The sequence below is a fragment of the Anabaena sp. UHCC 0253 genome (assembly GCF_009712085.1).
Lineage (GTDB): Bacteria > Cyanobacteriota > Cyanobacteriia > Cyanobacteriales > Nostocaceae > Dolichospermum.
Genome location: NZ_VILD01000003.1, coordinates 523,653 through 547,778 on the forward strand (window position 1 = coordinate 523,653; position 24,126 = coordinate 547,778).

Consider the following 24,126-nt stretch of genomic DNA (forward strand, 5'->3'; position numbering starts at 1 on the left):
GCATGAAATTGACTATAGATTCTTACCTGATACTTTGGGGGTAACATTAGAAATTTCTCTTTGTTTTTTAGTTGAGTAGAAAATGTCATAGGCAGCTTTATTACCAAACAGGTAGAATTGGATACGACGATTGACAATACTGGGAATATTCAGACATAAATGGAGAAAGAAATAAGGGTTATAGAGCATTGTCTTGAAGGCTTTTAACCATTGCTTTTTCTTGAGCGGCTCTATAACCAGGTAGTAAGCTAAATGTCTTTTCAAGATTTGATAATTTGCCAATAAAGCATCTTTGAGATCAGGTGATTGACTCTGAATTTGCTCTTTTTCTATGAAAGTTAATGTTGCTTGGCAATTTTGAGCAAGACGGATTACTTTGTCTGTATAAACTAAAGAACCTAAGCGAGCCAGATAAAAATAATATGCTTCTGGAACTAGAAAAAACCGCGCTCCCCTGACTAAACAAGTTAAGGCTAACCAAAAATCTTCAGCCACTTTTATGGTTGCATCATATTGAATATCTTCTCGAATCAAAAACTCGCGTTTGAACAAAGGTTTCGATATACCTAAATGCAGTCCTTGTTTTCCATATACATCTGTTGCCACAAAATAGACTGGCTCGATTTGCTTAATTGTTGATATAGACTCTTCACTTTCTTTAATGAGGGTACTCCAAGGATGTTCTTCACCATCTTTAATCAGATATAAATCATCAGCAATCATATCTGCATTTTCTTGGTATGCTAATTGCACAAGTCTTTCTAGTCGTTGTGGTGCATACCAATCATCTGAATCTAAAACAGCAATCCAATTACCCTTAGCTTCCTTAATGGCTCGGTTGCGTGTACCACCAGCACCGAGATTTTTAGGGTTAACAAAAACTTTCAGGCGTTCATCTGTAAACCTTCTAACTACTTCTAATGTGTTATCTGTTGAGGCATCATCTACGACAATTACCTCAATATTTTTTAGAGTTTGTCCTAGTGCTGACTCTATTGAGCGAGAAATGTAGGCTGATGTATTATATGTAGGAATAATTACCGATACTTCTGGTTTCATGATGAACGTTTCTGTTATTTAATAAGTTGTTGCAATTGTTTTTTAACCCATCTAAGTTTTTGTTTTAAGTGATTAAATGGCACGGATCTATCAAGCCTATTTACTTCTTCATCTGATAGCTTGATTGTCAAAGCGTCCACTGATGCTTCAACGCTAGTAGGTTTACTAGCTCCGATTATAGGAACAATCATCACTGACTTGGTTCGTAACCATGCCAACATGAGGTTGTATATAGAAATTCCCTTTTCTTGGGCTACCTGGGTGAAAACCGTGAGATTTTCCAGAGTGCTGGTACGACGCACACCTTGAATACCACCAAAGGGACTCGATGCTAAAAAGGTTAATTTTTCTTGGTTAGAATAATTCAACACTCCATCAAACTCATGATGGCGATACCAAGGATTTAACTGGTGTTGAATAGCAACAACTTCAACTAAGTCACGAGCGCGTTTGATTTCTTCTACCGAGTAATTGGACAGGCCAACAAAACGAATAATTCCCTCTGCGACTGCTTCTTTGACTGGGGTAAGCGATTGTTCAATAGTGTAGTTTGGATCAGGTCTATGATGTTGCCAAATATCTATGGGTTTATCACCACCAAGAGCTTCAAAGCTTTCTCGAATTGTCTGCCGTAAATGCTCAGGACTGCCACTGAATACCCATTCTCCTTGTGGACGGATATAGCCCCCTTTTGTCGCTACTAAAACATGGCTAGTATCACCGTTGTACTGGTTAAAAGCTTTATGAATTAGGCGCTCATTGTGATGTTTGTCTGATTCATCTTTGCAGTAAGAGTCAGCGGTATCAATTATATTTATGCCTAAATCTAGGGCGCGATGGATAGTTTCAATTGCTTGTGCTTCAGGGGGTTTAGTAATTAAGGAAAGTCCCATTGCACCAAGGCAAAGTTCACTAATCTGAACATTAGTATTACCAAGTTGCTTCATTTCCATGACTTAATCTCACTTTTTGAATTTGACATATAGTGATCTCAAATTAGTATCAGGCTAAATTTGGGGGTTAGCAATGGTAATCTACAACAACTTCTTTACCATCGTCCAAGACAGCCTTTTTAGCATAGCCAAGGATAACTTTTTCTAAGCCATATTTATAGACTATGCTGCGAATTTTTTCAATTTGTTCATGTTGAAACTGGAAAAACTTATACGCAGTCAAGCGACATTGCCCTTCAACAAATAAAATAGCTCCTTCAGAAAAATACACTGGGTGGGTTCGACAAATAAATGGTTTGTGTCCATTACATAAGCCCATTTTGCTACAGTAAATAGTTTTTCTTCCTAGTAAATCTTCATTGTCCGTTAACCGAAAATCCCAGTCATTGATGGCATCCACAAACATCTTTTCTTCATTGGGCAACAAATGAAGTTGTGTGTTGGCTGAACAACAAGTGCAACCCTTTAAAACACCGCCATCATAATCAGGGGTATTTAAAGGGCGATAACAGGGATTTCCATCACCAACTTCACTATATAGTTGTTCAAACCATTGACGAGTAAAAGGCTGAACACTATTTTGAACTTCAAAATCTAGAGGAACCTGTAAATCAGATTTGCTAAAACTTTTTTTGAGTTTTAACCTTCTGAGGAGATAAACCGCAACTCTCTTCACTAAACCCAAACTTTTTAGAAGCTTTTCCATCTTAAATTCCTAATTTTCAATCGTCGATTTTCTGTGCATCCCTTTTTGCCTTAGTCATTCACTGGAACTTTTAAAAGTGACTTACCATCAAAATAATCGGGCGAAGTTGCACCCATTAGTTCCAAAATAGTTGGGGCTAAATCCACCGATTCACCATCTGGCAAACTAGAACCAGGAGTAAGCCCTGGACCCTTGGCCATAAAAAATCCTCGATTCCAGTGAGTACCAGCACGGAAGTGAGTGATAGGTCCAATGCGTCCAACATCAGGGCTATCTATAACATCTGTTATTTGTTCGTGCCACAAAACTATCAAATCTGAATCTGGATGTTTAGGATCGTTATCTGTAGCAGATTTTCTGGTGCGTGCGACTTGTTTGACTAAGGGTTTTCCAGTTCTCGCATCTTTGAGACGATAGAGCATCTGAGTTAGTTCATTACAGATATCTTCATACTCAGACGCTGAAACAATTCCATTTCCTTCTCTTCCCTCCAAGTTGATGCGAATATGTCCATTAGCAAAAGTTGGCAAAGCAAATGCTTTCATTTTAGGCCAAAGCGGTTTATACCAAGTAGCAGGCATCCAACCAAATGGAACAGATAGCATTGAGTAAGGGCTGGCTAAACCATTTTGATCAGAGTGTAAAAATTTACTAGGAATCCAAGGTCTCAAAAACCGCTTAATGGGATTAGGTTCATAGTTTTTCATCCACATCTCCCCTAACCAAGAGTTGCGAATCGGATTAGTTATCATTGGTGGTGGATGAATGTCTGGGTTTCCCGGTGCAATAGCAACTTTTCCTGGGAAGTTGTACCTATAAAGCACTTCTGCTAAAAAAACAGCACTTGGCAAATCACTATAATTTGGTCCGATACCATGCAATGAAAAACACAAGATATAAGCGTCTTCGGGTGCTTTCTCTAATATCTTTCCTATTCCTAGATCAATGTTTTCGTATGTTTCTAGCAATGGGTCAGGAATAGTACCATTTTTACTCAGGTGTGAGTACAGTGGGTGATCTGGTTGGCTGTAATTATATATATCGTGGCCTGCTGTATGTGGTTCTCCAAAAACTGTTAAGTACAGATCCCAAGATTCTTGTTTGAGTAAATCGCAACAAATATTTGTGCGAAAGCTAATACTCTCTTTGAGAGCTTGTTGCAGCCATTTAACATAATCTTTATCCCACCAAATGCCAGTGTCATTGTAGAGAACTGGATTTTTGCCATATTGGTTAATGATATTGGTGAGAAGTTCAGGAGGATGAGATTGACTAGGTGCAGAGGGGAAATGTCCTCCCCAACCTGAAACTTGGACACCATTTACTCCCTCAGAAATTCTTGTCCCGGGTACATCAAAGACTGCTACTTTGTATCTATCCCCTAATGCGTAAAATGGAAGATATTCTTGATAGTCATAACCACAAAGAGGCACATCGCAATCTATATCGTAGGTTTCTGGTTTATATGTTAGGGAATCCCAATAGCCAATTTTATCAGAACTACAACCTGTGGCAAATTGCGCCCACAATCCTTCTGTTACTGCATATTCTGTCTTTTGACCGCAGTATTTGACCGTATTACTAATATTAGCATAAGCCCCTTGCTGTCGCAATTTACTAATATTTTTCAGATATCCTTGGGAGATCCATTTTTCTATTAAAACTGGGTCTCCAGAATCTAGACCAATAGCAATTACAGGTTTTTTCATGTGATTATTTTACATTCCCTAAATACTTTAATTTCTACCGTACAAGTTTAATAAGCTCCTTCTTTGTTCAAAACTACCTGCACTGTTTTTGAGCTTTGATGCTGCTGTAGTTGGTTCTGGATCTACATTGGAGAGTATCAAGAAATGTGGTCGGTTATGTAACTTCATTTCCTGATTCATTTTTCCAAAAAAACTGTATCCGACGATTTAAAATCAAGGGAAGTTGTATGAAGAAATGTATAAAAAAATAGGGATTTTTTAGCATTTCCTTCAAAGCATTTAACCATTTCTTTTCTTTTAGGGGTTCTACAACACTGTAGTAAGATAAATACCTTTTAAACGCTGTATAATTTCTGCATAAAGCATTGTATAAACGTGGTTGTTTGGTAGCTATCTCCTCTTTTTCTACAAAATCAACAAACTTATGACAAGATTGTATAAGACGTTCTACTTTAGAACCATAAACTAAAGAACCTGAACGAGAAAGATAAAAATAGTATGGTTCTGGGACTAGAAAAAAACGCGCTCCCCTGACTAGACAAGTTAAAGATAACCAAAAATCCTGACCCATTCTTACACTTGGATCATATTGAATCTGATTTTGAATAAGAAAATCTTGTCTAAACATAGGTTTTGATATTCCTAGATGTAGACATCTTTTCCCATATACATCTGTTTCCACAAAATATACTGGATCTATTTGTTTGGTTGTGCAAATAGATTCTCTACTTTCTGTGATTAGTGTACTCCAGGGAGCATTTTCACATTGTCTAATTAGATATAAATCATCTGCAATCATATCTGCCTTTTCTGTGGATGCTATTTGCACAAGTTTTTCTAGTCTTTCAGGAGCATACCAATCATCTGAATCTAAAACAGCTATCCATTTTCCTGTTGCTTCGCTGATAGCCCGGTTGCGTGTTGCAGCAGCACCCAGATTTTCCGAATTAACCAACACTTTAACTCGTGGATCAGCAAAGCTACTGGCTATTGCTACTGTATCATCAGAAGAACTATCATCTACTACAATGAGTTCTAAGTTATTCAGGGTTTGTTGTAATACAGATTCAATAGCTTTAGCTATATATTTTTCTGTATTGTAGGCAGGAATTATGACTGATACTTCTGGATTCATATTGTTTTCCAAGGTGGATTATTTGTTTTATATTTATTATTTATTAATAAGCTCCTTCCTTATTCAAAACGACTTGCACTGTCTTCAATAGAATCTGGAAATCTAACCACAGTGACCAATTTTCAATGTATCTGAGGTCAAGTTTCATGATTTGTTCAAAGTCTAAAATATCGGAACGCCCAGAAACTTGCCACATTCCTGTTACTCCTGGTAAGACTTCTTGACGGATAAAATGACGTTCGGAAAATTTATCTACATCTCTAGTCGGTAAAGGACGAGGACCAACTAAACTCATTTCTCCTATGACAACATTAAATAGTTGGGGTAGTTCGTCTAGGCTATAACGACGGAGAAATTTACCTATACGAGTGATGCGAGGATCGTCTTTGATTTTAAAGATAATACCATCTTTGACTTCATTTAAGGCTTCTAATTCTTTTTGGAGTTTGTCCGCATCTGTTCTCATAGTCCGGAATTTCCAGACTTTAAATTGTTTTCCACGTAAGCCTATGCGGGTTTGTCTATAAAATACTGAACCTGGAGAGTCTAATTTTATGGCAATAGCGATCGCTAAATATACAGGAAAGGTAAGGATGAGAAATAAAGTCGCAAAGCAAACATCAAAAATCCGCTTAATCCAAAAATCTTGGCCAATGATTACTGGACACATAAAACTTAAACAAGTCATACCTCCGACATTGTGTATTTCTATATCTCGGTAAATTGCTTTTAGTTCTACAGGTAAAAGATGTAGTGTAATACCTGATGCTTGGAATAACCAACACAAAAACATCCTATTTTGAATCGCACTCCAAGAAATAAATACTTCTGTTACTCCAAGTTTATTGAGTGTTTCTAAAGTTTTTTGACGATTATTTCTATCTAGACAGTTAGTGTTATTACTCCCCGCTATGATGTAACGATTTTCTTTTTTAATAAAACTAAAAACTATTTCTTCGTCTTGGGAATCACAAATAATGAAAACTGGATTACAACCAATTTTTTTCTTTTTTCGCAAATGTTCAATACTGATGTTGATTACTAATCTACCAACACAAACTAAAGATGTACTCATTAACAAAAAAAATATTAATGTTGAACGTCTCATATCTTCAATTGGTTGATATAAAACACTGAACATTAAGATCACACAATGAGCAAAAAATAGTGTTTTGATAATATTCCCATAGTTCGCACGTTTTGTGCCTGGTTCATAATTACCTTGAAAGTATAGTGATGCTATTTGAATAAAAACCGCTATCAATATTGATGAATATTCGTACTGTCCAACCCAAGGTAAACGATATTCAGCTAATATCCAAGCAATTAATAGCAAAATAGTATCTACTAAAATTAGTGTCATTGATCTCAGCCACCATCCTCCTTTACGTACTTTAGCAAAGGTAGGTGCGCGCAAATCTAATTCCGCCTCACTGAGGTTACTACTAATTAAGTTTTGATTGTTCATGACTCTATCCCTGGTAACAAATTGGAAATTAAGGTTTATTCAGTATTTTTACTGTTTAAAATGGTTTCGTTATTAACCAAAACAATAGGCATTAGAAAAACTTATCCTTTGAACGCAATAAAGCGTTGGATAAGCAGTTTCTTAATTACTAAAGACAGCTTTTTAGTGGACTCATTAAAAATGATGAGTCAAAAAAATATTTTTTTAGTTCGACATCTTCCTACAGTATCATGTTTTTTTATACTGTAAATAAGTCAAAATGTTTCTTTATATTATCTTATTGCTATTTTCACATTAGATTTAGACAAACACTCTTTCCTTACTTAGGTGATGTTACTTAAACATATACCCAGCATTTATTTTTGTAGATTTAAATGGAATGAGTATAAAAATAAACGGTAATACTTTGTGTAACTATGGGGTAATTAGTTATTAAAGAATTAAATTGCATAACATACAGCATATTTCAAATTCATCAGGTACAAAAATACCCCACCCGCGATGTTACACATTTCTCCCTGATTAAGGGCAGAGTTGGGAAGGGGTGTACTTTATACACCTGAAATATGCTGTAGAATAAGAACCTTTGAGGTTGAGTATCGGAGCTTGACAGAGAGTGCCAATGTGCTATTGTTAGTCTTGAATTACCATTGCCTGTCCAGCTAAAGAGGCTGTTGTCCAAGCACTTTGGAAATTAAACCCCCCGGTGACACCATCAATATCTAAGATTTCACCAGCAAAATGTAAGCCGGGAACTATTTTACTTTCCATGGTTTTAAAGTTAACTTCTTTGAGGTTGACACCACCACAGGTGACAAATTCTTCTTTAAATGCGCCTTTACCTGTAATTAAGTATTCTCCCTGAGTAATTTCTTGGACTAGCTGATTTAAAGTTTTATTGGATATGGTTGCCCAACGGTCTTCTGTAGTAATATGGCTACGAGTGATAATGTATTGCCACAGACGATGAGGTAAATCTACTCCTCGATGTAAAGCGATCGCTTTTTTGCCCCATTCTTCTTTTACCACTAACAGCCTTTTTCTAACTTCTTCTTGTTGTAAGTTTGGCAACCAATTGATAATTAATTTGCCTTGATAGCGATTTTCATGAAGTATTCTTGCACCCCAAGCGGAAAGTTTGAGAACTGCTGGACCACTTATACCCCAATGGGTAATTAACAAGGGTCCAGTTTGTTGTAATGGGGTTTTACCTGTACCTGACAACCGTATATTTACTGAATTAACACTAATTCCTGCTAGTTCCCGGAGTTGGCTATCCGTAATATTAAAGGTGAAGAGAGAGGGAACTGGGGGTTGGATGTGATGACCTAATTCTCTAGCGATTTTATAACCTGCTAAACTGCTACCTGTAGCCAAAAGTAAACGGTCGCATTTTTTGATTTCTCCCGATTTGAGGAGAATTTCAAAACCCTCATTTTGTCGAGTTACAGCCGTGACAGGTGTACCAATCTGGAGTTCTATTTTGGACGTGAAAGCAGCTTTAATTAAACATTCTGCAATGGTTTCCGAACGATCTGTAATGGGGAACATTCGTCCATCAGCTTCTGTTTTTAAGTTTACCCCATGCGCCGCAAACCAAGCAATGGTATCTAGAGGTTGAAAACGGGTGAATGCACCCAACAAGGCTTTACCACCCCTGGGGTAATTCTGGACTAAACTCTTGGGTTCAAAACAAGCGTGAGTAACGTTACAACGTCCCCCACCGGAAATGAGAACTTTCGCCAAGGGTTGACGACTGGCTTCGATTAAAGTAACTTGGGCTTGGGGATTAGCTTCAGCACAAGCGATCGCACCAAAAAATCCCGCCGCCCCACCACCAATAACTACAATTTGCAAGGGTAACAACTTCAAAAATTTATTAATAGCATCTATTGACTAGATTAACTATTTATTTACACTTCATATAATTCAAAGTCAGCTTTTTCTGCACCACAAACTGGACAAACCCAATCATCTGGTATATCTTCAAAGGCTGTTCCTGGAAGTATATCACTATCTGGATCACCTATTTCTGGATCATAAATATAACCGCAAACGCTGCATATATACTTTTGCATATTTTTTTCCTCTGGCAAATGAGCAGGCTAGAGAAAGAAATTAAAAACGCCACCATCTTTTTTGAGCATAACTGAAAATTGCCAGAGCGATCGCCCCCAATAGTAAAAGAGCAATGATACCACCAGGTAGAAAAGTTATAATACCAAACCCTCTGAGTACAAACAGGGATATACCCATACCCAGCAAAACACCAAAAGTCTGGGTTAATTTGCGATTTAAAGAAGATTGATTCACTGAATTTTCCTCTCAACTTTAATTTACACTTGATCTAATCATATCAGGTAGATCATAGCCCCCTCCTCGCTTGTAGGAAGTAGTTTAGGAGTGGGGTTATTGTCACAGTCTTTTTGTTAGGACTAGTAGGGGCGCAGGGCCTGCGCCCAGTCAGGAATATAACTTGCGCCCAGTCAAGAATATAACTTGCGCCCAGTCAGGAATATGACTTGCGCCCAGTCAGGAATATGAACTTTAGACTAATTATCTACGAAAAATCTATAAATTAAACCGTAATTGAAATTGAGTGAGTTAAACTCAGTTAGATCATCTGATCAATCGGTTAAAAAAGTAACGAAAATCACTATATCTGTATTTTATATGGCAAACGCAAATCATAAGAGTATGGCTAACACCACCCTAGCGGTATCAGATATGCTTTGGAGTCAAGATAAGCAAAAATTGTTGATTCAAGGGGAAGTATTGCTGCAAACCCGATCTCATACCAATTGGGGAGGTGGTGTCACTGCCTGGATGTATGTCCCCCTGATTAGATCCCATGTCTGGCAGCAAATTACAGATTATCCCCGCTGGGTACAATATTTTCCTGATATTACCAAAAGCGAAGTTATATCTAAAGGTGATGTCAAACGTCTGTATCAAGCTGCACAAAAAGCTTTTTTATTTTTCACAGCCCAAGTAGAAATTTATCTTAATGTGGTGGAAGTTTTAGGACAACAAGTTCACTTCCGCATGGAGAAAGGTACATTTGAAGATTTTCAAGCCAGTTTAGAATTGAAAGATATGGGTAACGGAACTCTTTTAGCCTATACAGTTCAAGCAACACCAAATATTCCTATCCCTTCTATTTTTATTCAACAAGCAATGAACTTGGAGTTACCAGCAAACCTTTCAAAAATGCGACAGGTTCTCTGTAATAAATAACCCAAGTTGCTAGTTATCTAGTTAAGGTTGGTGATTGGTGATTGGTGACTTGCCCTGAGCGTAGCCGAAGGGTTGGTAATTGGTAATTGGTGATTGGTAAATTTCTGTTTTCATCCTGTACATCCTTAAATCCTGTACATCCTGATATGGCTTGCGCTACACTATCAGAAAATTAAATCCATTGCTTCCTGAATTACTTCATCCCGATTTACCAATTCCCCCAACTCATCTGCTGCATACCTACCTTCAAAAGCCTCTAAAGCAGATTTTCTTAAAGCTGAATCATAAGCATCTTGCAAAGCTTCCAATAACTCATCTTCCGTTAAATAATTACCCTTACCCTTGGGGCGTTGATTAGTACGTTGAATTTGTTTAACCGAATTAAAAATAGAAGTTTCCCAAAACCTAGTAGAGCGTTTTTCCGCCTTTTGTTTAATTAAATGCAATAAAACAATAATCCCATAACTAAAAATCTTATTTAATTTATCCGACTTACTCATTTCCTCCAACTCTTCCACCAATTCCAAAGCTTCAGGAATTTTACCATCATGTAATAATTCCTTTAAAGTTAATAATTCTTCCATCGTCTTTTATGACTCCTGTTTATACACAACCTCTCATACATCAACATTTACATTATAATCTAAAATTTTTCTTCCTTTGCGCCTTTGCGCCTTTGCGTGAGAAATTCAGATTTTATAACAAACCGCAAAATACACAAAAGAAGAAGAGTTTTTAGGTAGGTGAATCCTGTAAATCCTAATTCAGACAACTGCCGGATATTGTTCCAACACCTGCCGTAAATATTGTCCAGTATAAGAACGGGGATTTTTCGCCACATCTTCCGGTGTTCCGACTGCGATTATTTCTCCACCTTTATCTCCTCCTTCTGGTCCCAAATCTATCACCCAATCAGAACAACGAATTACATCTAAATTATGTTCAATGACTAAAATTGAATTTCCTTTATCCACCAATCTTTGTAAAACATCTAGCAATTTGTGGACATCATAAAAAGATAAACCTGTAGTTGGTTCATCTATTAAATAAAGTGTTTTTCCTGTCGCGCGTCGAGATAATTCTGTGGCTAATTTCACCCGTTGGGCTTCCCCACCAGATAAAGTTGTGGCTGGTTGTCCTAACTGTACATAACCTAAACCAACATCAACTAAAGTTTGTAATCTAGTTACTGCTTTGGGAATGTTTTGACAAAAATCTAAGGCTTCCTCAACCGTCATATTCAAAACATCAGAAATTGATTTATCCTTATATTTAACTTGGAGAGTTTCCCGGTTATATCTCGCACCTTTGCAAATTTCACACTGCACATAAACGTCAGGGAGAAAGTTCATTTCAATGACATTTACACCTTGTCCACTACAAGCTTCGCAACGTCCACCTTTGACATTAAAAGAAAATTGTCCGGGTTTATAACCTCTAGTTTTAGCTTCTACAGTTTGGGAAAAGACATCACGAATAATATCGAAAACTCCGGTGTAGGTTGCAGGGTTAGAACGGGGAGTTCTACCAATAGGTGATTGGTCAATGACAATGGCTTTATCAACGCAGTTTAAACCTTTGATTTCATCTATATCTTTGGGTGCGGGAGCTTTTTTGAGGAGATGATGTTGTAAAGCTGGATAAAGTAATTCATTAATTAAGGTAGATTTTCCTGAACCGGAAACACCTGTGACGGAAACAAGTTTCCCCAAGGGAATTTCTACATCTATATTTTGTAAGTTGTTACGATGGGCATTTCTAATAGTTAAAGCCCGTCCGTTTCCTTCTCTTCTTTTGGCTGGAGTATTGATGACTCTTCTGCCTGATAAATAAGCACCAGTTAAAGAATCTTCAGCATTGAGTAAATTCTCGAAACTGCCTTCGGAAATAATATTTCCGCCATGAATTCCTGCACCAGGTCCAATATCAACTATATAGTTAGCTGCGCGGATAGTTTCTTCGTCATGTTCGACGACTATTAAGGTATTTCCTAAGTCGCGTAATTTGGTTAATGTTTTGAGTAATCTGCCGTTATCTCTTTGATGTAAACCGATACTTGGTTCGTCTAAAACGTAAAGAACTCCTGTTAGTCCCGAACCGATTTGTGTCGCTAATCGAATCCGTTGGGCTTCTCCACCTGATAATGTCATGGCGGGACGATCTAAGGTGAGGTAATCTAAGCCAACATCTAATAAAAATTGCAATCTGGCTTTTACTTCTCTGAGAACTAAATCAGCTATTTGAGTTTGGCGATCGCTCAATTTTAATTTTTCTACTCTTTCCCGACATTCTCGAATGGAAACGCTGGTAAAATCTAAAATTCCATATTGTCCTAACTTTACTGCTAAGGCTTCTGGTTTTAATCTTTTCCCTCCACAAACTTCACAAGGTTGGTCAATTAAATATTCTTCCAATTTCTGTTTAACTAACTCTGTTCCCCCTTCATACTGTCTTTGTAAAATGGGAATTACACCTTTAAATGTCTGCTTTTTCTCTTCTGTGGTTTTTTTGTTTTCTTCTCCATACAAAACAACTTTTTGCTGTTCCGGTGTCAACTTACCCCATTGAGTTTGTAACTCAAAGCCATAATTCAAACCGACAGCATACAGCAACTCCAAATAATAGGAGTTTTCCTTTTCTGACCAAGGAGCGATCGCTGCATACATGGGCGAATCTGCATTAGGTACAACCAACTCTGGGGAAAATCTTCTCAAAGTCCCAATCCCGTGACAATTGGGACAAGCACCATAAGGGGAATTGAAAGAAAACAACCGGGGGGATAATTCTTCCATTACCGCACCATGTTCCGGACAAGCAAAGTTTTCAGAAAATACCATTTCTATCGGTAATTCTTGTTCAGAAATACCTTGATTTTCTGCCTCAGTTGTTATATACTTACTATCAGAGCGCTCCAGCGCTATTTTGGTAGATGTCTCATTTAATACCTCAATTATGGCAATACCGTGAGATTGCTTAAGACAAGTTGCTAGAGAATCTACCAAACGCTCTTGCATTCCATCTTTTTTAACTAATCTGTCAATAACCAGTTCTATAGTATGTGTATTATTTTTGTCTAACTCGATGGAATCTGATAGCTCGCGGACCTCTCCATTTACCCTCACGCGAACAAATCCTTGCGCGGCTAAACCAGAAATTAATTTGCGGTGAGTTCCCTTTTTACCCCGGACTACAGGGGCTAAAATTTGGAAGCGGGTACGGTCAGGAAGTTCCATGATGCGATCGCACATCTGGTCAATGGTCTGAGGGGCAATAGAGCGATCGCAGTGCGGACAATGGGGTTCACCAGCCCGACCATATAACAATCGCAAATAATCATAAATTTCCGTCACCGTTCCCACAGTTGAACGGGGATTATGGGAAGTTGATTTTTGGTCAATGGAAATTGCCGGACTTAAACCTTCGATTGCTTCGACATCAGGTTTATCCAACTGTCCCAAAAATTGTCGAGCGTAGGCGCTGAGGGATTCCACATAACGACGTTGACCTTCAGCGAAAATGGTATCGAACGCCAAGGACGATTTACCCGAACCAGAAACGCCAGTAAAGACAATCAGGCGATCGCGGGGCAATTCCAAATCAATATTTTTCAGATTATGCTGCCTAGCGCCCCGAATGCGGATAGTATTTTGGCTATTGTGAGCGGATGGAAGCACATCGTTTAAAGAAGCAGCGAGATTTTCTGACATATTGACAGGCTAAGGAAAGGTTGCACGGTGAAACAATCCTTAATAATACTATCTTTGCTCAGGTTATAGTAGAGTATCAGTTATCTTAATTTCCTACCCAGGACATAACCTCATGTTTTCGGTTCTTCAGTATCTATAGGAACATGACTTAAATTTTGAAAATATACTCAGATTTAAAGTCTTACTGAATAAGGCTTTTATTTTAGTTTTTCCACTTGCGATATGATTTTTTATATTTAAAGTAAGTTACTTGTAATTCAAAGTATTTAGTATGACAGAAGCAAAGAATTTAGAACAGAACCACATTAACTCAGAATATGAAGAAGATATAGATATTGAAGCGGAAGAAGAACCGGATGAAGAACCAACACTTTCTCAAGGATTTGATCCGACTTGCATTAGTATGGGAACTAATATCATGACCGTACAGCAAATTCTGGACAGATTAAATAATCATCGAATGATCGCACCTGAATTTCAACGAAAAGAAGGTATTTGGACTAGAACTGCAAAAAGTCGGTTAATTGAATCTCTTTTATTGCAAATTCCTTTACCTGCTTTTTATATTGATGCAACTAATGATGATCAATGGCTAGTCATAGATGGAATCCAAAGAATAACAACATTTAAGGAATTTGTCACTGATCAAAGTTTTAATCTGAATGGATTAGATTTTTTCACTGATTTACATGGTAAAAAATATCAGGAACTTACACCTCGTTGGAAAAGAAGAATTAAAGAAACAAAATTAACAGTATATTTAATTTTAAGAGGAACATCATCCGAAATTACTTTTAATATATTTAAACGTATTAATCAAGGAGGAACTGCACTTTCTGCTCAAGAAATGCGCTATGCTAAAAACTCTCCAAATAAAATCACAAATTTATTAAAAGAACTTTCTGAATCTCCAGAATTTAAAAAAACAACAGATAACGGAATTAAAGATAAAAGAATGATTGATCAAGAATGTATTTTAAAAGTTTTATCTTTAATGACAAGTAATATAGATAACCTAAATTTCAAAGATTATGATTATTTTTTAGATAAAAAAATGACCGAGATGAATCAAATGGATGATTCTGAAATAGAGAACATTAAACAAGAATTTTTGTTGATTATGAATCTTGCTTATGATTTATTTGATAGACAAGCATTTAGAAAACCAAAACTATCTACCATAAAGCAACAAAAAAGATATCCTATTAATAAAGCATTATTGGAAGCATGGTCAATCAATCTTGCTAAATTAGATGATCAGGAAATCAATATTATTAAACAAAGAAAAGAAGATTTACATCAAGTTTTATTAAAAGAGCAAGAAGATGGTAAGTTTGATAGTATCTTATATAAAAGTGCTGGAGATGCTAACAGCGTCAAAGAACGATTTAAACATATTCAAGGAATTATTCAAAGTATATTATCATGATTAAAAAATTACATTTAAAGAACTTCAAAGCATTTGCAGATGAAAATTTTGATTTTAAACCTCTTACCTTAATTTCTGGTTTAAATAGTACAGGTAAATCTTCTATAATTCAATCATTAATTTTATTGCGCTATGCTTATATAACAGACTATTTACCGAGTAATGGGCTAAAACTTGATAGTGAAATAGCTTATATAGGTACTGCTGAAGATGCTCTATATGAAAATGCGGAAGAAGAATTAATTAGCTTTGGAATTACTTGGGAAAATGATCAGCACACAATCTGGAATTTTGATTATGATTCTCCTAGTAGTAATGTGCTACCAATTGCATTAATAATTAATGATGCTCAAATTAATCAATTTAATTTATTTAATGATAATTTTCACTATTTAGGTGCAGAAAGAATTACACCAGAGGAATCTTATCCTTTATCTGAAAATGATGTGGTTAAACATAGACAATTAGGTAAAAAAGGAGAATATACCGCACATTTTTTATATGAATTTGGTAATCAAGATATTCCCCTTAGTGAATTAAGTCATCCTCGCAGTAAATCTCAAAGTTTGAAAGATCAAGTTGATGCTTGGATGGGAGAAATTAGTCCTAATATTAATATTAACATAAGACAAGTTGCCAATGCAATGACAATAAAATATTCTTTTGGAGTTAGTAAAGAATATTCTCCTTTTAATGTAGGTTTTGGTGTCACTTATTCTTTACCCATTCTAACAGCAGTTCTTTCCTCTAAACCAGGAACAATGATAATTATTGAAAATCCTGAATCTCATCTTCACCCTCAAGGACAATCACAACTAGGTCAATTATTAGCTTTAGCTGCAAATCATGGTATTCAAGTTATTATTGAAAGTCACAGTGATCATATTTTAAATGGTATAAGAATTGCTGTTCATGATGGTAAAATTAAGCCAGAAGATGTACAATTACACTTTTTTGAAATACAAAGTCAAATGAATGAAATTAAAATTATTTCTCCTAAATTAGACAAAAAAGGACGTATTAATACAATTCCTAAAAATTTCTTTGATGAATGGAATAAAAGTTCAAGAGCATTATTAGCACCAGTGGGAGATTAAATAATGGATATTCAACTGGTATTTAATGAATTATGTCTTTTGAATTTAGAAAATGACGAATATAAAGCTAGAGAATTAATGTCTAACTTTATTCAAACTTTAAGAGAAGCATTAGAACAAGGTTTACAACAACAATTACTCAGTAATGATAAGTTTTATAATATTAATCTTGCATCTGATTATCCTATAGGAAAATGGCTCAATGATCCAAGTGTTGATCAAGTTGAACAAGATTTTATTTTAAGTATGCAATTTTTTGAGGTTGATGAAATTTTTGATCAAGATCAAGAAACTGAATTATTATATGCTTGCACATATTGTAATAACGAACCGAAAGGACTTGTCTATGCTTATAGATTAAAAGCATTATCTGTTAGTTTAAAAACATCAGAATTATGGGAAAATAGTGTGATCTCTCTCCTAGAAGTTACAACTAATGAAGATGGAGAATTACTAGAAGAAAATATAGAAGTTAGACACGCAAGCAGTATAAATCATGTTATTGAACATCAAAAATGGATTAAGAATCGTCTTCAAGATAATATTGATAGTGGCTTAGATTTATGGAATAAAAGAAAAAAGATATTTCCTCATTTAGAATTTTGTGATTCTGTAGAAAAACAATTACAAAATATTAAAAACAGTCATCCTATATTTCAAGCAATTATTAAAAAATTAACAGAAGTTGAAAATGCTTCTAAAAATTGGACATCAGGTAATTTTGATCTCAATAGTTTACCTAGTAAAGCAACTCCCGAAAGTGAATCCAGATTACAAAAATTTGAAAAAGAGTTAACTTTTCAATGTCCTGACGGAAAAAAAAGATTATTTAGTTTGCATATTCGCATGACTCCAGGTGCATGGAGATTGTATTTTTATCCTTTAAAACCAACTGAAATTATGATTGGCTATATTGATATTAAAATTCAATAAATAGACTTATATCCATGATATCCAAGGTTTTATTCCACTATTTGCTAGGGTTACATGAGATTTATAGCCTAATTATTGAACTTCTACTTTTTAAGGACTCACTAATTATCAATTACCTGTCCTAACCAATCAATAATTTCACTATTCACAATATCTGGAACTTCATCATGGGGACAATGGCCAGCACCGGGAATAGGGACAATTTTAATACTTTGGCCATTTTCTCGCGCTGCTTCATAGATATTCGCTCCCGTGATTGGTGTCCAAGGATCTTCTGCACCCCAAATTACTAATAATGGGAATTCTAACTTAGGTAATAATTCCTCTGGACTAGGTCCTGGAGGTGCAGTCAGAATAGAAGCAAAAACTTCTTGCGCTCCTGGATCACAAGATGGGTTATAAAGTAAATCAACGAGTTCATCTGTTACTGCATTGCGATCGCGGTATACTTGATATAATGTCCGGCGAATTTGCGATTTTTGGCGAATGCGGTTAAAAACGAATTTCCCTGTAATGGGATTAGATACCAATTTATTAAAACTTGCCATTACAACTCGCAGCACAGGATTCAATTCATGGGGGCGGTGACTCAAACCACCAGCAGAGTTAATTAATACTCCTCCCGCCGCAATTTCTGGGTATTCTGTTAAAATGATTAAACTTAAAAGTGCGCCAATAGAATTACCAATAAATATGGCTGGTTTTTGAATATGTGCGTTCCAAAAATCTTTTAATAGTTCTGCCCATATTTCCATGCTATAATCTATGGTTGCTTTATCAGAACCGCCAAATCCCAACAAATCTAAAGCAAAGACTTGATAACCAGCATTAGCCAAAACTGGGATGTTTTTGCGCCAATGACCAATGGAAGCACCAAAGCCGTGAATTAGCACCAAAGGCTGACCTGTACCCATAACTGTATATTGAATTTTGTAATCTCGCCAAGTCCAAACCTGTTTTTCTAATGTCTGCAAATCTGGGGTGGTAACTGTCATTTGTTAAGTTTCCTAAAATATTATTTACTTATATAACAATATTAAATCATTCACAAATTAAGTGGTACTGCAAGACAGATCAAAATGTCAGGGTTTTGTGATATTTGGTATTTGTGGTTTATTTCGGCGTTGGATAATTGAAGTATGAATTAATCTCACGCAAAAGCGTAAAGATCAGAGTTTTAAGAATTCTTAAATCGAAAAATCTCAATTTTTCCATTTCTAAATATCTATAAGATCCAAGGTCAGGTATAATACAGTTTTTTATCATTATTTTTACTAGCATTAAATATTGCCTGTATTCAGGAACTTTTTGATCTAGAAAAGAATCTAGAAATACTGGACATCAGGTGTGAGATAAAATGAATATGAATTCTATGAACTTGAGTTATTGGCCGAAGCTTGTTGTGATTGCGGTTTTTGTAGTCTTGTTTTCGCCAGTATCCGCCACATTAGCAGCTACAAGTTTATCCAATAGTGCTGAATCTCAATTAAAGGATTCATCTACAAGGCAACTTTTGGCTGATAATGATGACGATGACGATGATGACGACGATGATGACGATGACGACGATGATGATAAAAAAACAGGACGTACTACCCATCAAAGAAATACTGTTAGAGAACGTAAGATCATAAATACGTCGAAAAGTAATTATCTGAAAGGGAAAAAATCAGAATTTACTTTAGTGGTTTTGCAACCAGGTGGTACACTATCGGAAGTAATTGCGCGGGTTTCTCTCAAAGGTAAACATGGGAAGAAATACCATAAAGAAAGATTTTTAGGTGATTACAAATATCAAATTAAGCAAAAAGCCAAATTTGCGAAAGGTTTCAAGAAAGGCGATCGCATAGTTGTAAGATTGTACGATACCCAAAATACCTTCATTGGTTATAGTGAATTTGAATGTCTACCAGGACACCAAACTGTTAACCTAGTTCTATCACCCCAACCTACACAAACTAAAATAGTTCGGACTGTTTATGGTGTAGATGCTAACGAAGATAACATTGTTGATAGCAACACTACCAGCTACAACTACTTCACCCAAGTCAAAGAGCAAAAAGTTATTTTCCTCAACAGTTCTCAAAATATTAACACCACTAAGTTTCAAGCCACAAACTTTACTAATGTTGCTAAAACTAGCATTTATCCGACATCATTCAAACAGGGTGAGCATTCCTTACTCAGTAAGTCTCTAAGTGTCTTTAGTTCGGACTTAGCACCAGCCCTCACAGCTATACCTGGTAGTTTAGTACAGTTAACACAAATTACTAACAATTCCAGTTTTAATCTGCAACAATTATTAACATCCTATCGTCAAATAGGTGTAGCCAAAAGCATTCTCACAGCATTTTCGGATATCTCTACAAACTACTGGGCTAACGACTTCGTTTCCGAACTAGCAGCAATGGAAATTGCTCAAGGTTTCCCCGACGGTTCTTTCCGTCCTGACGCACCCGTTACCCGTGCTGAATTTGCTACTCTCCTCCAAAAAGTTTTTAGTAACAATAAAGTTCGTCAAGCTACAAGTTTTAGAGATGTTTCCCGCAACTATTGGGCTTATAACTCTATCCGTGAAGCTTATCAAATGGGCTTTTTTAATACGGCTGGTAACAACTTCAATCCTACACAAAATCTCACCCGCTTAGAGGTTTTAGTCGCCTTAGCAAAGGCATTAAACTATAAAACCACCAATTCCAATACAAGCATTTTATCAGCCTACAGCGACATCTCCAGCATTAGTAGTGAATCTCGTAGCCTCATCGCTTCTTTAGCACAAAATGGCGTACTTGTCAACTATCCCAATACAAATTTACTCGATGCTAACAAAGTAGCTACCAGATCAGAGGTTTGTGCTTTACTATACAGAGCTTTAGTAAGCAAAGGTGAAGCAGTTGATATTGGTTCACAATACACAGTTAACTCTTCCTCACAAACAACAGAAATGGATAATGATGACGACGATGATGACGATGATGATAAAGGAAAAGTAAAACCTAACCGCAGCGACAACGACGATGATGATAAAGGAAAAGTAAAACCTAATCGCACTAACTGTAACCAAGGTATCGGTAATGGTGCGGAAGGTTGCGATCCTGGTAAATCTAGTCCTCGTGGTGGTAGCAATGATGAAGGAGGAAGAACTCCGGGTGGTAAAAAGTAATTTAGTTTAGAGTCATAGGTAATAGGTAAGAAATTTATCTTACCTCTTGCCTTTTGCCTCTTTGTCAAAATTAATATAAAATGCTCTGTGTTATCAGTAAGCTTCACTAGCATCGAAAATTTCTGATCTAGGGAAGATTAGTACACTGGCGAGAGTAAAATACAATGAATCCTATTAACTTAACTTATTGGAGTAAACTATTTGTTGCAGCCGTCTCTGTTGTCGCATTATCGCCAATATCTTCGGTATTAGCAGAATCAAAACTTAGTAATTCCCCACAAACGCAACTTTTAGCAAATCAATTTGACAGACAACCAGTTGATATTCCCATTATTAGGGATTTTTCCCCAGAAAAAAAATCAGAATTTACGCTTGCTATATGGCAACCTGGTGGTACAATTTCCGAAGTAATTGCCCGTGTTTCTATTAAGAGTAAATATGGCGAAAAGTATCATCAAGAAAGATTTTTAGGTGATTATAAATATAAGATTAAGCAAAAAGCTAAATTTACGAAAGGATTTAAATTAGGCGATCGCATCGTTGTGCGATTATATGATACTAGTGATCGCTTTATTGGCTACAGTGAATTTGCTTGTTTAACGGGAAATACTGCCGTCAATTTGATTTTATCAGCTAATCCTAGTGAATATCAAGTAGTTCGCACCCTTTATGGTGTTGATATGAATAATGATAGTGTTGTTGATAATAATACTACCACTTACGACTATTTCACAGAAGTAAATAATCAAAAAGTTACTTTCCTCAATAGTTCCGAAAATATTAATATTATCCAATATAAAGCCGCCGGATTTTCTCAAGTTGCCACAACTGGTGCTTATCCTATCTCCTTTACAGAGGGTGATTTTGCTTTAGTTGGTAAATCCATCAATGCTTTTAATTCTAACTTAGCAAAAGCCTTAACAGTTACTCCTGGTAGTTTAGTACCGTTAACTCAAATTAACCAAAATTCTAGTTTTGCACTCGGCCAGTTATTAAGTCAATACCGCCAAATAGGCGTAGCCAAAGGTATCCAAGTATCATTTTCTGATATTCCTAACAACTATTGGGCTAAAGAATATATTGCCGAATTAGCAGCAATGGAAGTAATTGGCGGATTTCCTAATGGTACATTTCGTCCGAATGCACCAGTAACTCGCGCCGAATTAGCAGCCTTATTGCAAAAAGTCTTTATCAAAAGTAAAGTCCGCAAAGCAGTTACTTTTAAAGATGTTCCTCGTCAATATTGGGCTTATGATGCTATTCGTGAAACTTATGAAATGGGCTTTTTTACCATTCTTGATAGTAAAAAATTTAACCCCACACAAAAGCTGAAACGGTTAGATATTTTGATCACTTTAGCTAAAGGATTGAATTATAAATTTACGGGTTCAGCAACAAATGTTCTTTCAGTTTATAGCGATGCTTCAAGTATTAGAAGCGAACATCGTAATTTCATTGCTGCACTCACAGAAAATGGTGTAATTATTAATCATCCCAATAAAAAACTGCTAAATACTAAAAAAGTTGCCACCAGAGCAGATGTATGTGCTTTACTGTACAGAGCAATGGTTAGTGCTGGTAAAGTAGCAGATTTGCCTTCAAAATAAACTGTCTAACCTATTCCTTTTCCCTTACCTACTTTTTCAACTTAGCTATCGAGGTGTAGATGTTGACTGTTACCAACTCAAGTTACTCTGAAAAGTGATTGACATAAGTTGATAACAAAATAAAACACAGAATATGGAAACAGAACATAGTCTAATTCTGGATTTAACAATCGTCTTAGTCGCTACAGCACTAGGAGGATTTTTGTCCCATCGGTTACATCAACCTGTGATACTTGGTTATTTAGTGAGTGGTTTTGCTATTGGACCCTTTGGTTTAAAGTTATTAAGCAACGTTGCTGATATTAAATCTTTAGCAGAAATTGGTGTCGCTTTTCTACTGTTTGCCCTGGGGGTAGAATTTTCTTTAGCAGAATTAAAACGAGTTAAAGATATTGCCATCAAAGGCAGTTTACTACAAATTGGTTTAACAATTGCTCTAGTTGCAATAGTAACTGTCTCCACAGGTTGGGCTTCTGGAATTACAAAAGGCATTTTCTTAGGTGCAGTTTTATCTCTTTCTTCCACAGCAATAGTATTAAAAACACTCACAGAAAAGGGTGAAACTAATACCGTGCATGGACAAATTATGCTGGCAATTTTAATTACCCAAGATTTAGCTTTGGGTGTAATGTTAGCAATACTTCCTGCTTTGCAACAACCCGAAAATATTGCTGTAGCACTGGGATTTGCTCTCCTCAAAATTGCCCTGTTTGCAATAACAGCAATTATATTAAGTGTGTGGATAGTTCCCCGTATTTTAAGTAATATTGCTGCCACAGAAAGTAATGAATTATTTCTGTTAGTTGTCATTGCTTTATGTTTAGGAGTTGCTTTAATAACTGCATATTTAGGTCTTTCCATTGCTATGGGAGCGTTTGTTGCTGGTTTAATGATATCGGAAATTGATTATGCTGATCAGGCATTAGCAAAAATTTTACCGTTGCGAGATACATTTGCTAGTCTGTTTTTTGCATCCATTGGAATGCTGATTGATCCAGCTATTCTGATCAACAATTTTGGACTAATATTAGGACTTGTAACTTTGGTATTGCTGGGTAAAGCCGCAATAATTTTAGGCATTGTTTTAAAGTTTGGCTATTCTCTCAAAAATGCTATTATAGTCAGTTTAGGAATTAACCAAATTGGTGAATTTTCTTTTGTATTAGCCTTGGCTGGTTTAAAATTAGAATTGCTATCTCCACAAACCTATTCTTTATTATTAGGAACAACAGCAATTACACTAATTCTTACACCTTTCTCAATCAAAATTGCACCTTTAATTGCCGATTATCTGAATCAAAACCCCTTCCTCACAAAGTTCTTACAACGCTTTTCTGCACCAAAAACAATATCTATGCCAGAAATAATTACTGGTCATGTAGTGGTAGCAGGTTATGGTAGAGTTGGGCAAGTAATTGTCAACATCTTACAAACAGAAGGATATCCAGTTTTAGTAATTGAAAATAGCGAAGCATCTGTACAAAGATTAAGAATGCGCCAAATTCCTTACATTTTCGGTGATGCAGATTCGGAATTAGTATTAGAAAAAGCACATTTAGAAACTGCCAAAGCTTTAGCGATCGCTCTTCCAGATCCTGCCAGTACCCGCTTACTTTTGAAAAATGCTTTGACTATTGCCCCTAATTTAGATGTAATTGCTCGTTCACACAGTAACAAAGAAATTGACATCTTGACTCAAATGGGTGCGAAAGAAGTCGTACAACCTGAATTTGAAGCCGCATTAGAGTTAGGAAATCATTTACTAAAAACCTTGGGTGCAGCAGAAAATTACATCCAAACTGTGATCAATACTATTCGCAAAGATAGATACTTAAGTGTTAGGCCAGACAAAGAATAAACGAAATATCAACGTTATATGAGGCGGCACAAAATAACAAACACCCGTATTTATCTGCGTTCATC

At 36.1% G+C, this 24,126-nt stretch carries 19 protein-coding genes; 7 read left to right on the plus strand and 12 right to left on the minus strand.

The features are described 5' to 3' along the window. Positions 1-12: 12 nt before the first annotated feature. The 9 genes from FJR38_RS10560 to FJR38_RS10600 form a co-directional block, all read right to left on the minus strand. On the minus strand, positions 13-1,059 hold the full coding sequence (locus FJR38_RS10560) for a glycosyltransferase family 2 protein (protein WP_168495690.1): 1,047 nt from the start codon (positions 1,057-1,059) through the stop codon (positions 13-15). Between the two features lie 14 nt (positions 1,060-1,073). Further along, positions 1,074-2,012, minus strand: coding sequence for an aldo/keto reductase (locus FJR38_RS10565; RefSeq protein WP_168495692.1), 939 nt, complete (start codon positions 2,010-2,012; stop codon positions 1,074-1,076). Positions 2,013-2,079: 67 nt separating this feature from the next. Continuing rightward, a complete protein-coding gene (locus tag FJR38_RS10570) occupies positions 2,080-2,718 on the minus strand; it encodes a hypothetical protein (protein WP_168495694.1) in 639 nt (212 codons plus the stop codon). Between the two features lie 50 nt (positions 2,719-2,768). Then, positions 2,769-4,427: an alkaline phosphatase family protein gene (locus FJR38_RS10575; RefSeq protein WP_168495696.1), complete on the minus strand. Its 1,659-nt coding sequence runs from the start codon at positions 4,425-4,427 to the stop codon at positions 2,769-2,771. 154 nt (positions 4,428-4,581) lie between these two features. Continuing rightward, positions 4,582-5,562, minus strand: a complete 981-nt coding sequence (locus tag FJR38_RS10580) for a glycosyltransferase family 2 protein (protein ID WP_168536906.1) — start codon at positions 5,560-5,562, stop codon at positions 4,582-4,584. Positions 5,563-5,605: 43 nt separating this feature from the next. Beyond that, a complete protein-coding gene (locus FJR38_RS10585; protein WP_168536908.1) occupies positions 5,606-7,030 on the minus strand; it encodes a sugar transferase in 1,425 nt (474 codons plus the stop codon). 633 nt (positions 7,031-7,663) lie between these two features. Further along, positions 7,664-8,896 (minus strand): NAD(P)/FAD-dependent oxidoreductase, encoded by a 1,233-nt coding sequence (locus FJR38_RS10590; protein WP_168537234.1) that lies wholly within the window; start codon positions 8,894-8,896, stop codon positions 7,664-7,666. A 47-nt stretch (positions 8,897-8,943) separates the two neighbouring features. Next, positions 8,944-9,108 (minus strand): rubredoxin, encoded by a 165-nt coding sequence (rd, locus tag FJR38_RS10595; RefSeq protein WP_168495702.1) that lies wholly within the window; start codon positions 9,106-9,108, stop codon positions 8,944-8,946. Between the two features lie 40 nt (positions 9,109-9,148). Further along, positions 9,149-9,343 carry a hypothetical protein gene (locus tag FJR38_RS10600; protein ID WP_168495704.1) on the minus strand — a complete coding sequence of 65 codons (195 nt, stop codon included), beginning with the start codon at positions 9,341-9,343 and terminating at the stop codon, positions 9,149-9,151. Positions 9,344-9,703: 360 nt separating this feature from the next. Between FJR38_RS10600 and FJR38_RS10605 the strand changes: the two genes are divergently transcribed. After that, the gene (locus FJR38_RS10605; protein WP_168495706.1) at positions 9,704-10,267 is read left to right on the plus strand and encodes an SRPBCC family protein; all 564 of its coding nucleotides are present in this window, start codon (positions 9,704-9,706) and stop codon (positions 10,265-10,267) included. Positions 10,268-10,431: 164 nt separating this feature from the next. Here the strand turns inward: FJR38_RS10605 and FJR38_RS10610 are convergent, their stop codons facing one another. Both FJR38_RS10610 and uvrA read right to left on the minus strand, forming a co-directional pair. After that, positions 10,432-10,851, minus strand: coding sequence for a DUF29 family protein (locus tag FJR38_RS10610; RefSeq protein WP_168536910.1), 420 nt, complete (start codon positions 10,849-10,851; stop codon positions 10,432-10,434). A 180-nt stretch (positions 10,852-11,031) separates the two neighbouring features. After that, entirely contained in the window at positions 11,032-13,974 is a 2,943-nt protein-coding gene (gene uvrA, locus FJR38_RS10615) for an excinuclease ABC subunit UvrA (RefSeq protein WP_168536912.1), read from the minus strand. 271 nt (positions 13,975-14,245) lie between these two features. Here uvrA and FJR38_RS10620 point away from each other — a divergent pair, with 271 nt between their 5' ends. Genes FJR38_RS10620 through FJR38_RS10630 form a run of 3 tightly spaced genes read left to right on the plus strand, consistent with a single transcriptional unit; the run spans position 14,246 to position 17,433 of the window. Beyond that, entirely contained in the window at positions 14,246-15,403 is a 1,158-nt protein-coding gene (locus FJR38_RS10620) for a DUF262 domain-containing protein (protein WP_168495712.1), read from the plus strand. Beyond that, positions 15,400-16,500, plus strand: coding sequence for a DUF3696 domain-containing protein (locus FJR38_RS10625; protein WP_168495714.1), 1,101 nt, complete (start codon positions 15,400-15,402; stop codon positions 16,498-16,500). Before FJR38_RS10620 ends, FJR38_RS10625 begins: the two co-directional genes overlap by 4 nt. A gap of 3 nt (positions 16,501-16,503) precedes the next feature. Next, positions 16,504-17,433, plus strand: coding sequence for a hypothetical protein (locus tag FJR38_RS10630; protein ID WP_168495716.1), 930 nt, complete (start codon positions 16,504-16,506; stop codon positions 17,431-17,433). A 101-nt stretch (positions 17,434-17,534) separates the two neighbouring features. Here FJR38_RS10630 and FJR38_RS10635 read toward each other — a convergent pair whose 3' ends face one another. Continuing rightward, positions 17,535-18,428 (minus strand): alpha/beta fold hydrolase, encoded by an 894-nt coding sequence (locus FJR38_RS10635; RefSeq protein WP_168536914.1) that lies wholly within the window; start codon positions 18,426-18,428, stop codon positions 17,535-17,537. A gap of 362 nt (positions 18,429-18,790) precedes the next feature. On the opposite strand from FJR38_RS10635, the gene FJR38_RS10640 reads away from it, so the two are divergent. From FJR38_RS10640 to FJR38_RS10650, 3 genes are all read left to right on the plus strand, one after another. After that, positions 18,791-20,596: an S-layer homology domain-containing protein gene (locus FJR38_RS10640; RefSeq protein WP_371418174.1), complete on the plus strand. Its 1,806-nt coding sequence runs from the start codon at positions 18,791-18,793 to the stop codon at positions 20,594-20,596. A 164-nt stretch (positions 20,597-20,760) separates the two neighbouring features. After that, a complete protein-coding gene (locus FJR38_RS10645; protein ID WP_168536916.1) occupies positions 20,761-22,203 on the plus strand; it encodes an S-layer homology domain-containing protein in 1,443 nt (480 codons plus the stop codon). Between the two features lie 133 nt (positions 22,204-22,336). Continuing rightward, positions 22,337-24,061 carry a cation:proton antiporter gene (locus FJR38_RS10650; protein WP_168536918.1) on the plus strand — a complete coding sequence of 575 codons (1,725 nt, stop codon included), beginning with the start codon at positions 22,337-22,339 and terminating at the stop codon, positions 24,059-24,061. Positions 24,062-24,126: the final 65 nt, after the last annotated feature.

What these genes read in the sequence shown, in the direction of transcription:
- FJR38_RS10560 (WP_168495690.1), bottom strand. Translation starts at nt 1,059, where the DNA reads ATGAAACCAGAAGTATCGGTAATTATTCCTACATATAATACATCAGCC.
- FJR38_RS10565 (WP_168495692.1), bottom strand. Translation starts at nt 2,012, where the DNA reads ATGGAAATGAAGCAACTTGGTAATACTAATGTTCAGATTAGTGAACTT.
- FJR38_RS10570 (WP_168495694.1), bottom strand. Translation starts at nt 2,718, where the DNA reads ATGGAAAAGCTTCTAAAAAGTTTGGGTTTAGTGAAGAGAGTTGCGGTT.
- FJR38_RS10575 (WP_168495696.1), bottom strand. Translation starts at nt 4,427, where the DNA reads ATGAAAAAACCTGTAATTGCTATTGGTCTAGATTCTGGAGACCCAGTT.
- FJR38_RS10580 (WP_168536906.1), bottom strand. Translation starts at nt 5,562, where the DNA reads ATGAATCCAGAAGTATCAGTCATAATTCCTGCCTACAATACAGAAAAA.
- FJR38_RS10585 (WP_168536908.1), bottom strand. Translation starts at nt 7,030, where the DNA reads ATGAACAATCAAAACTTAATTAGTAGTAACCTCAGTGAGGCGGAATTA.
- rd (WP_168495702.1), bottom strand. Translation starts at nt 9,108, where the DNA reads ATGCAAAAGTATATATGCAGCGTTTGCGGTTATATTTATGATCCAGAA.
- FJR38_RS10605 (WP_168495706.1), top strand. Translation starts at nt 9,704, where the DNA reads ATGGCAAACGCAAATCATAAGAGTATGGCTAACACCACCCTAGCGGTA.
- FJR38_RS10610 (WP_168536910.1), bottom strand. Translation starts at nt 10,851, where the DNA reads ATGGAAGAATTATTAACTTTAAAGGAATTATTACATGATGGTAAAATT.
- uvrA (WP_168536912.1), bottom strand. Translation starts at nt 13,974, where the DNA reads ATGTCAGAAAATCTCGCTGCTTCTTTAAACGATGTGCTTCCATCCGCT.
- FJR38_RS10620 (WP_168495712.1), top strand. Translation starts at nt 14,246, where the DNA reads ATGACAGAAGCAAAGAATTTAGAACAGAACCACATTAACTCAGAATAT.
- FJR38_RS10625 (WP_168495714.1), top strand. Translation starts at nt 15,400, where the DNA reads ATGATTAAAAAATTACATTTAAAGAACTTCAAAGCATTTGCAGATGAA.
- FJR38_RS10630 (WP_168495716.1), top strand. Translation starts at nt 16,504, where the DNA reads ATGGATATTCAACTGGTATTTAATGAATTATGTCTTTTGAATTTAGAA.
- FJR38_RS10635 (WP_168536914.1), bottom strand. Translation starts at nt 18,428, where the DNA reads ATGACAGTTACCACCCCAGATTTGCAGACATTAGAAAAACAGGTTTGG.
- FJR38_RS10640 (WP_371418174.1), top strand. Translation starts at nt 18,791, where the DNA reads ATGAATATGAATTCTATGAACTTGAGTTATTGGCCGAAGCTTGTTGTG.
- FJR38_RS10645 (WP_168536916.1), top strand. Translation starts at nt 20,761, where the DNA reads ATGAATCCTATTAACTTAACTTATTGGAGTAAACTATTTGTTGCAGCC.
- FJR38_RS10650 (WP_168536918.1), top strand. Translation starts at nt 22,337, where the DNA reads ATGGAAACAGAACATAGTCTAATTCTGGATTTAACAATCGTCTTAGTC.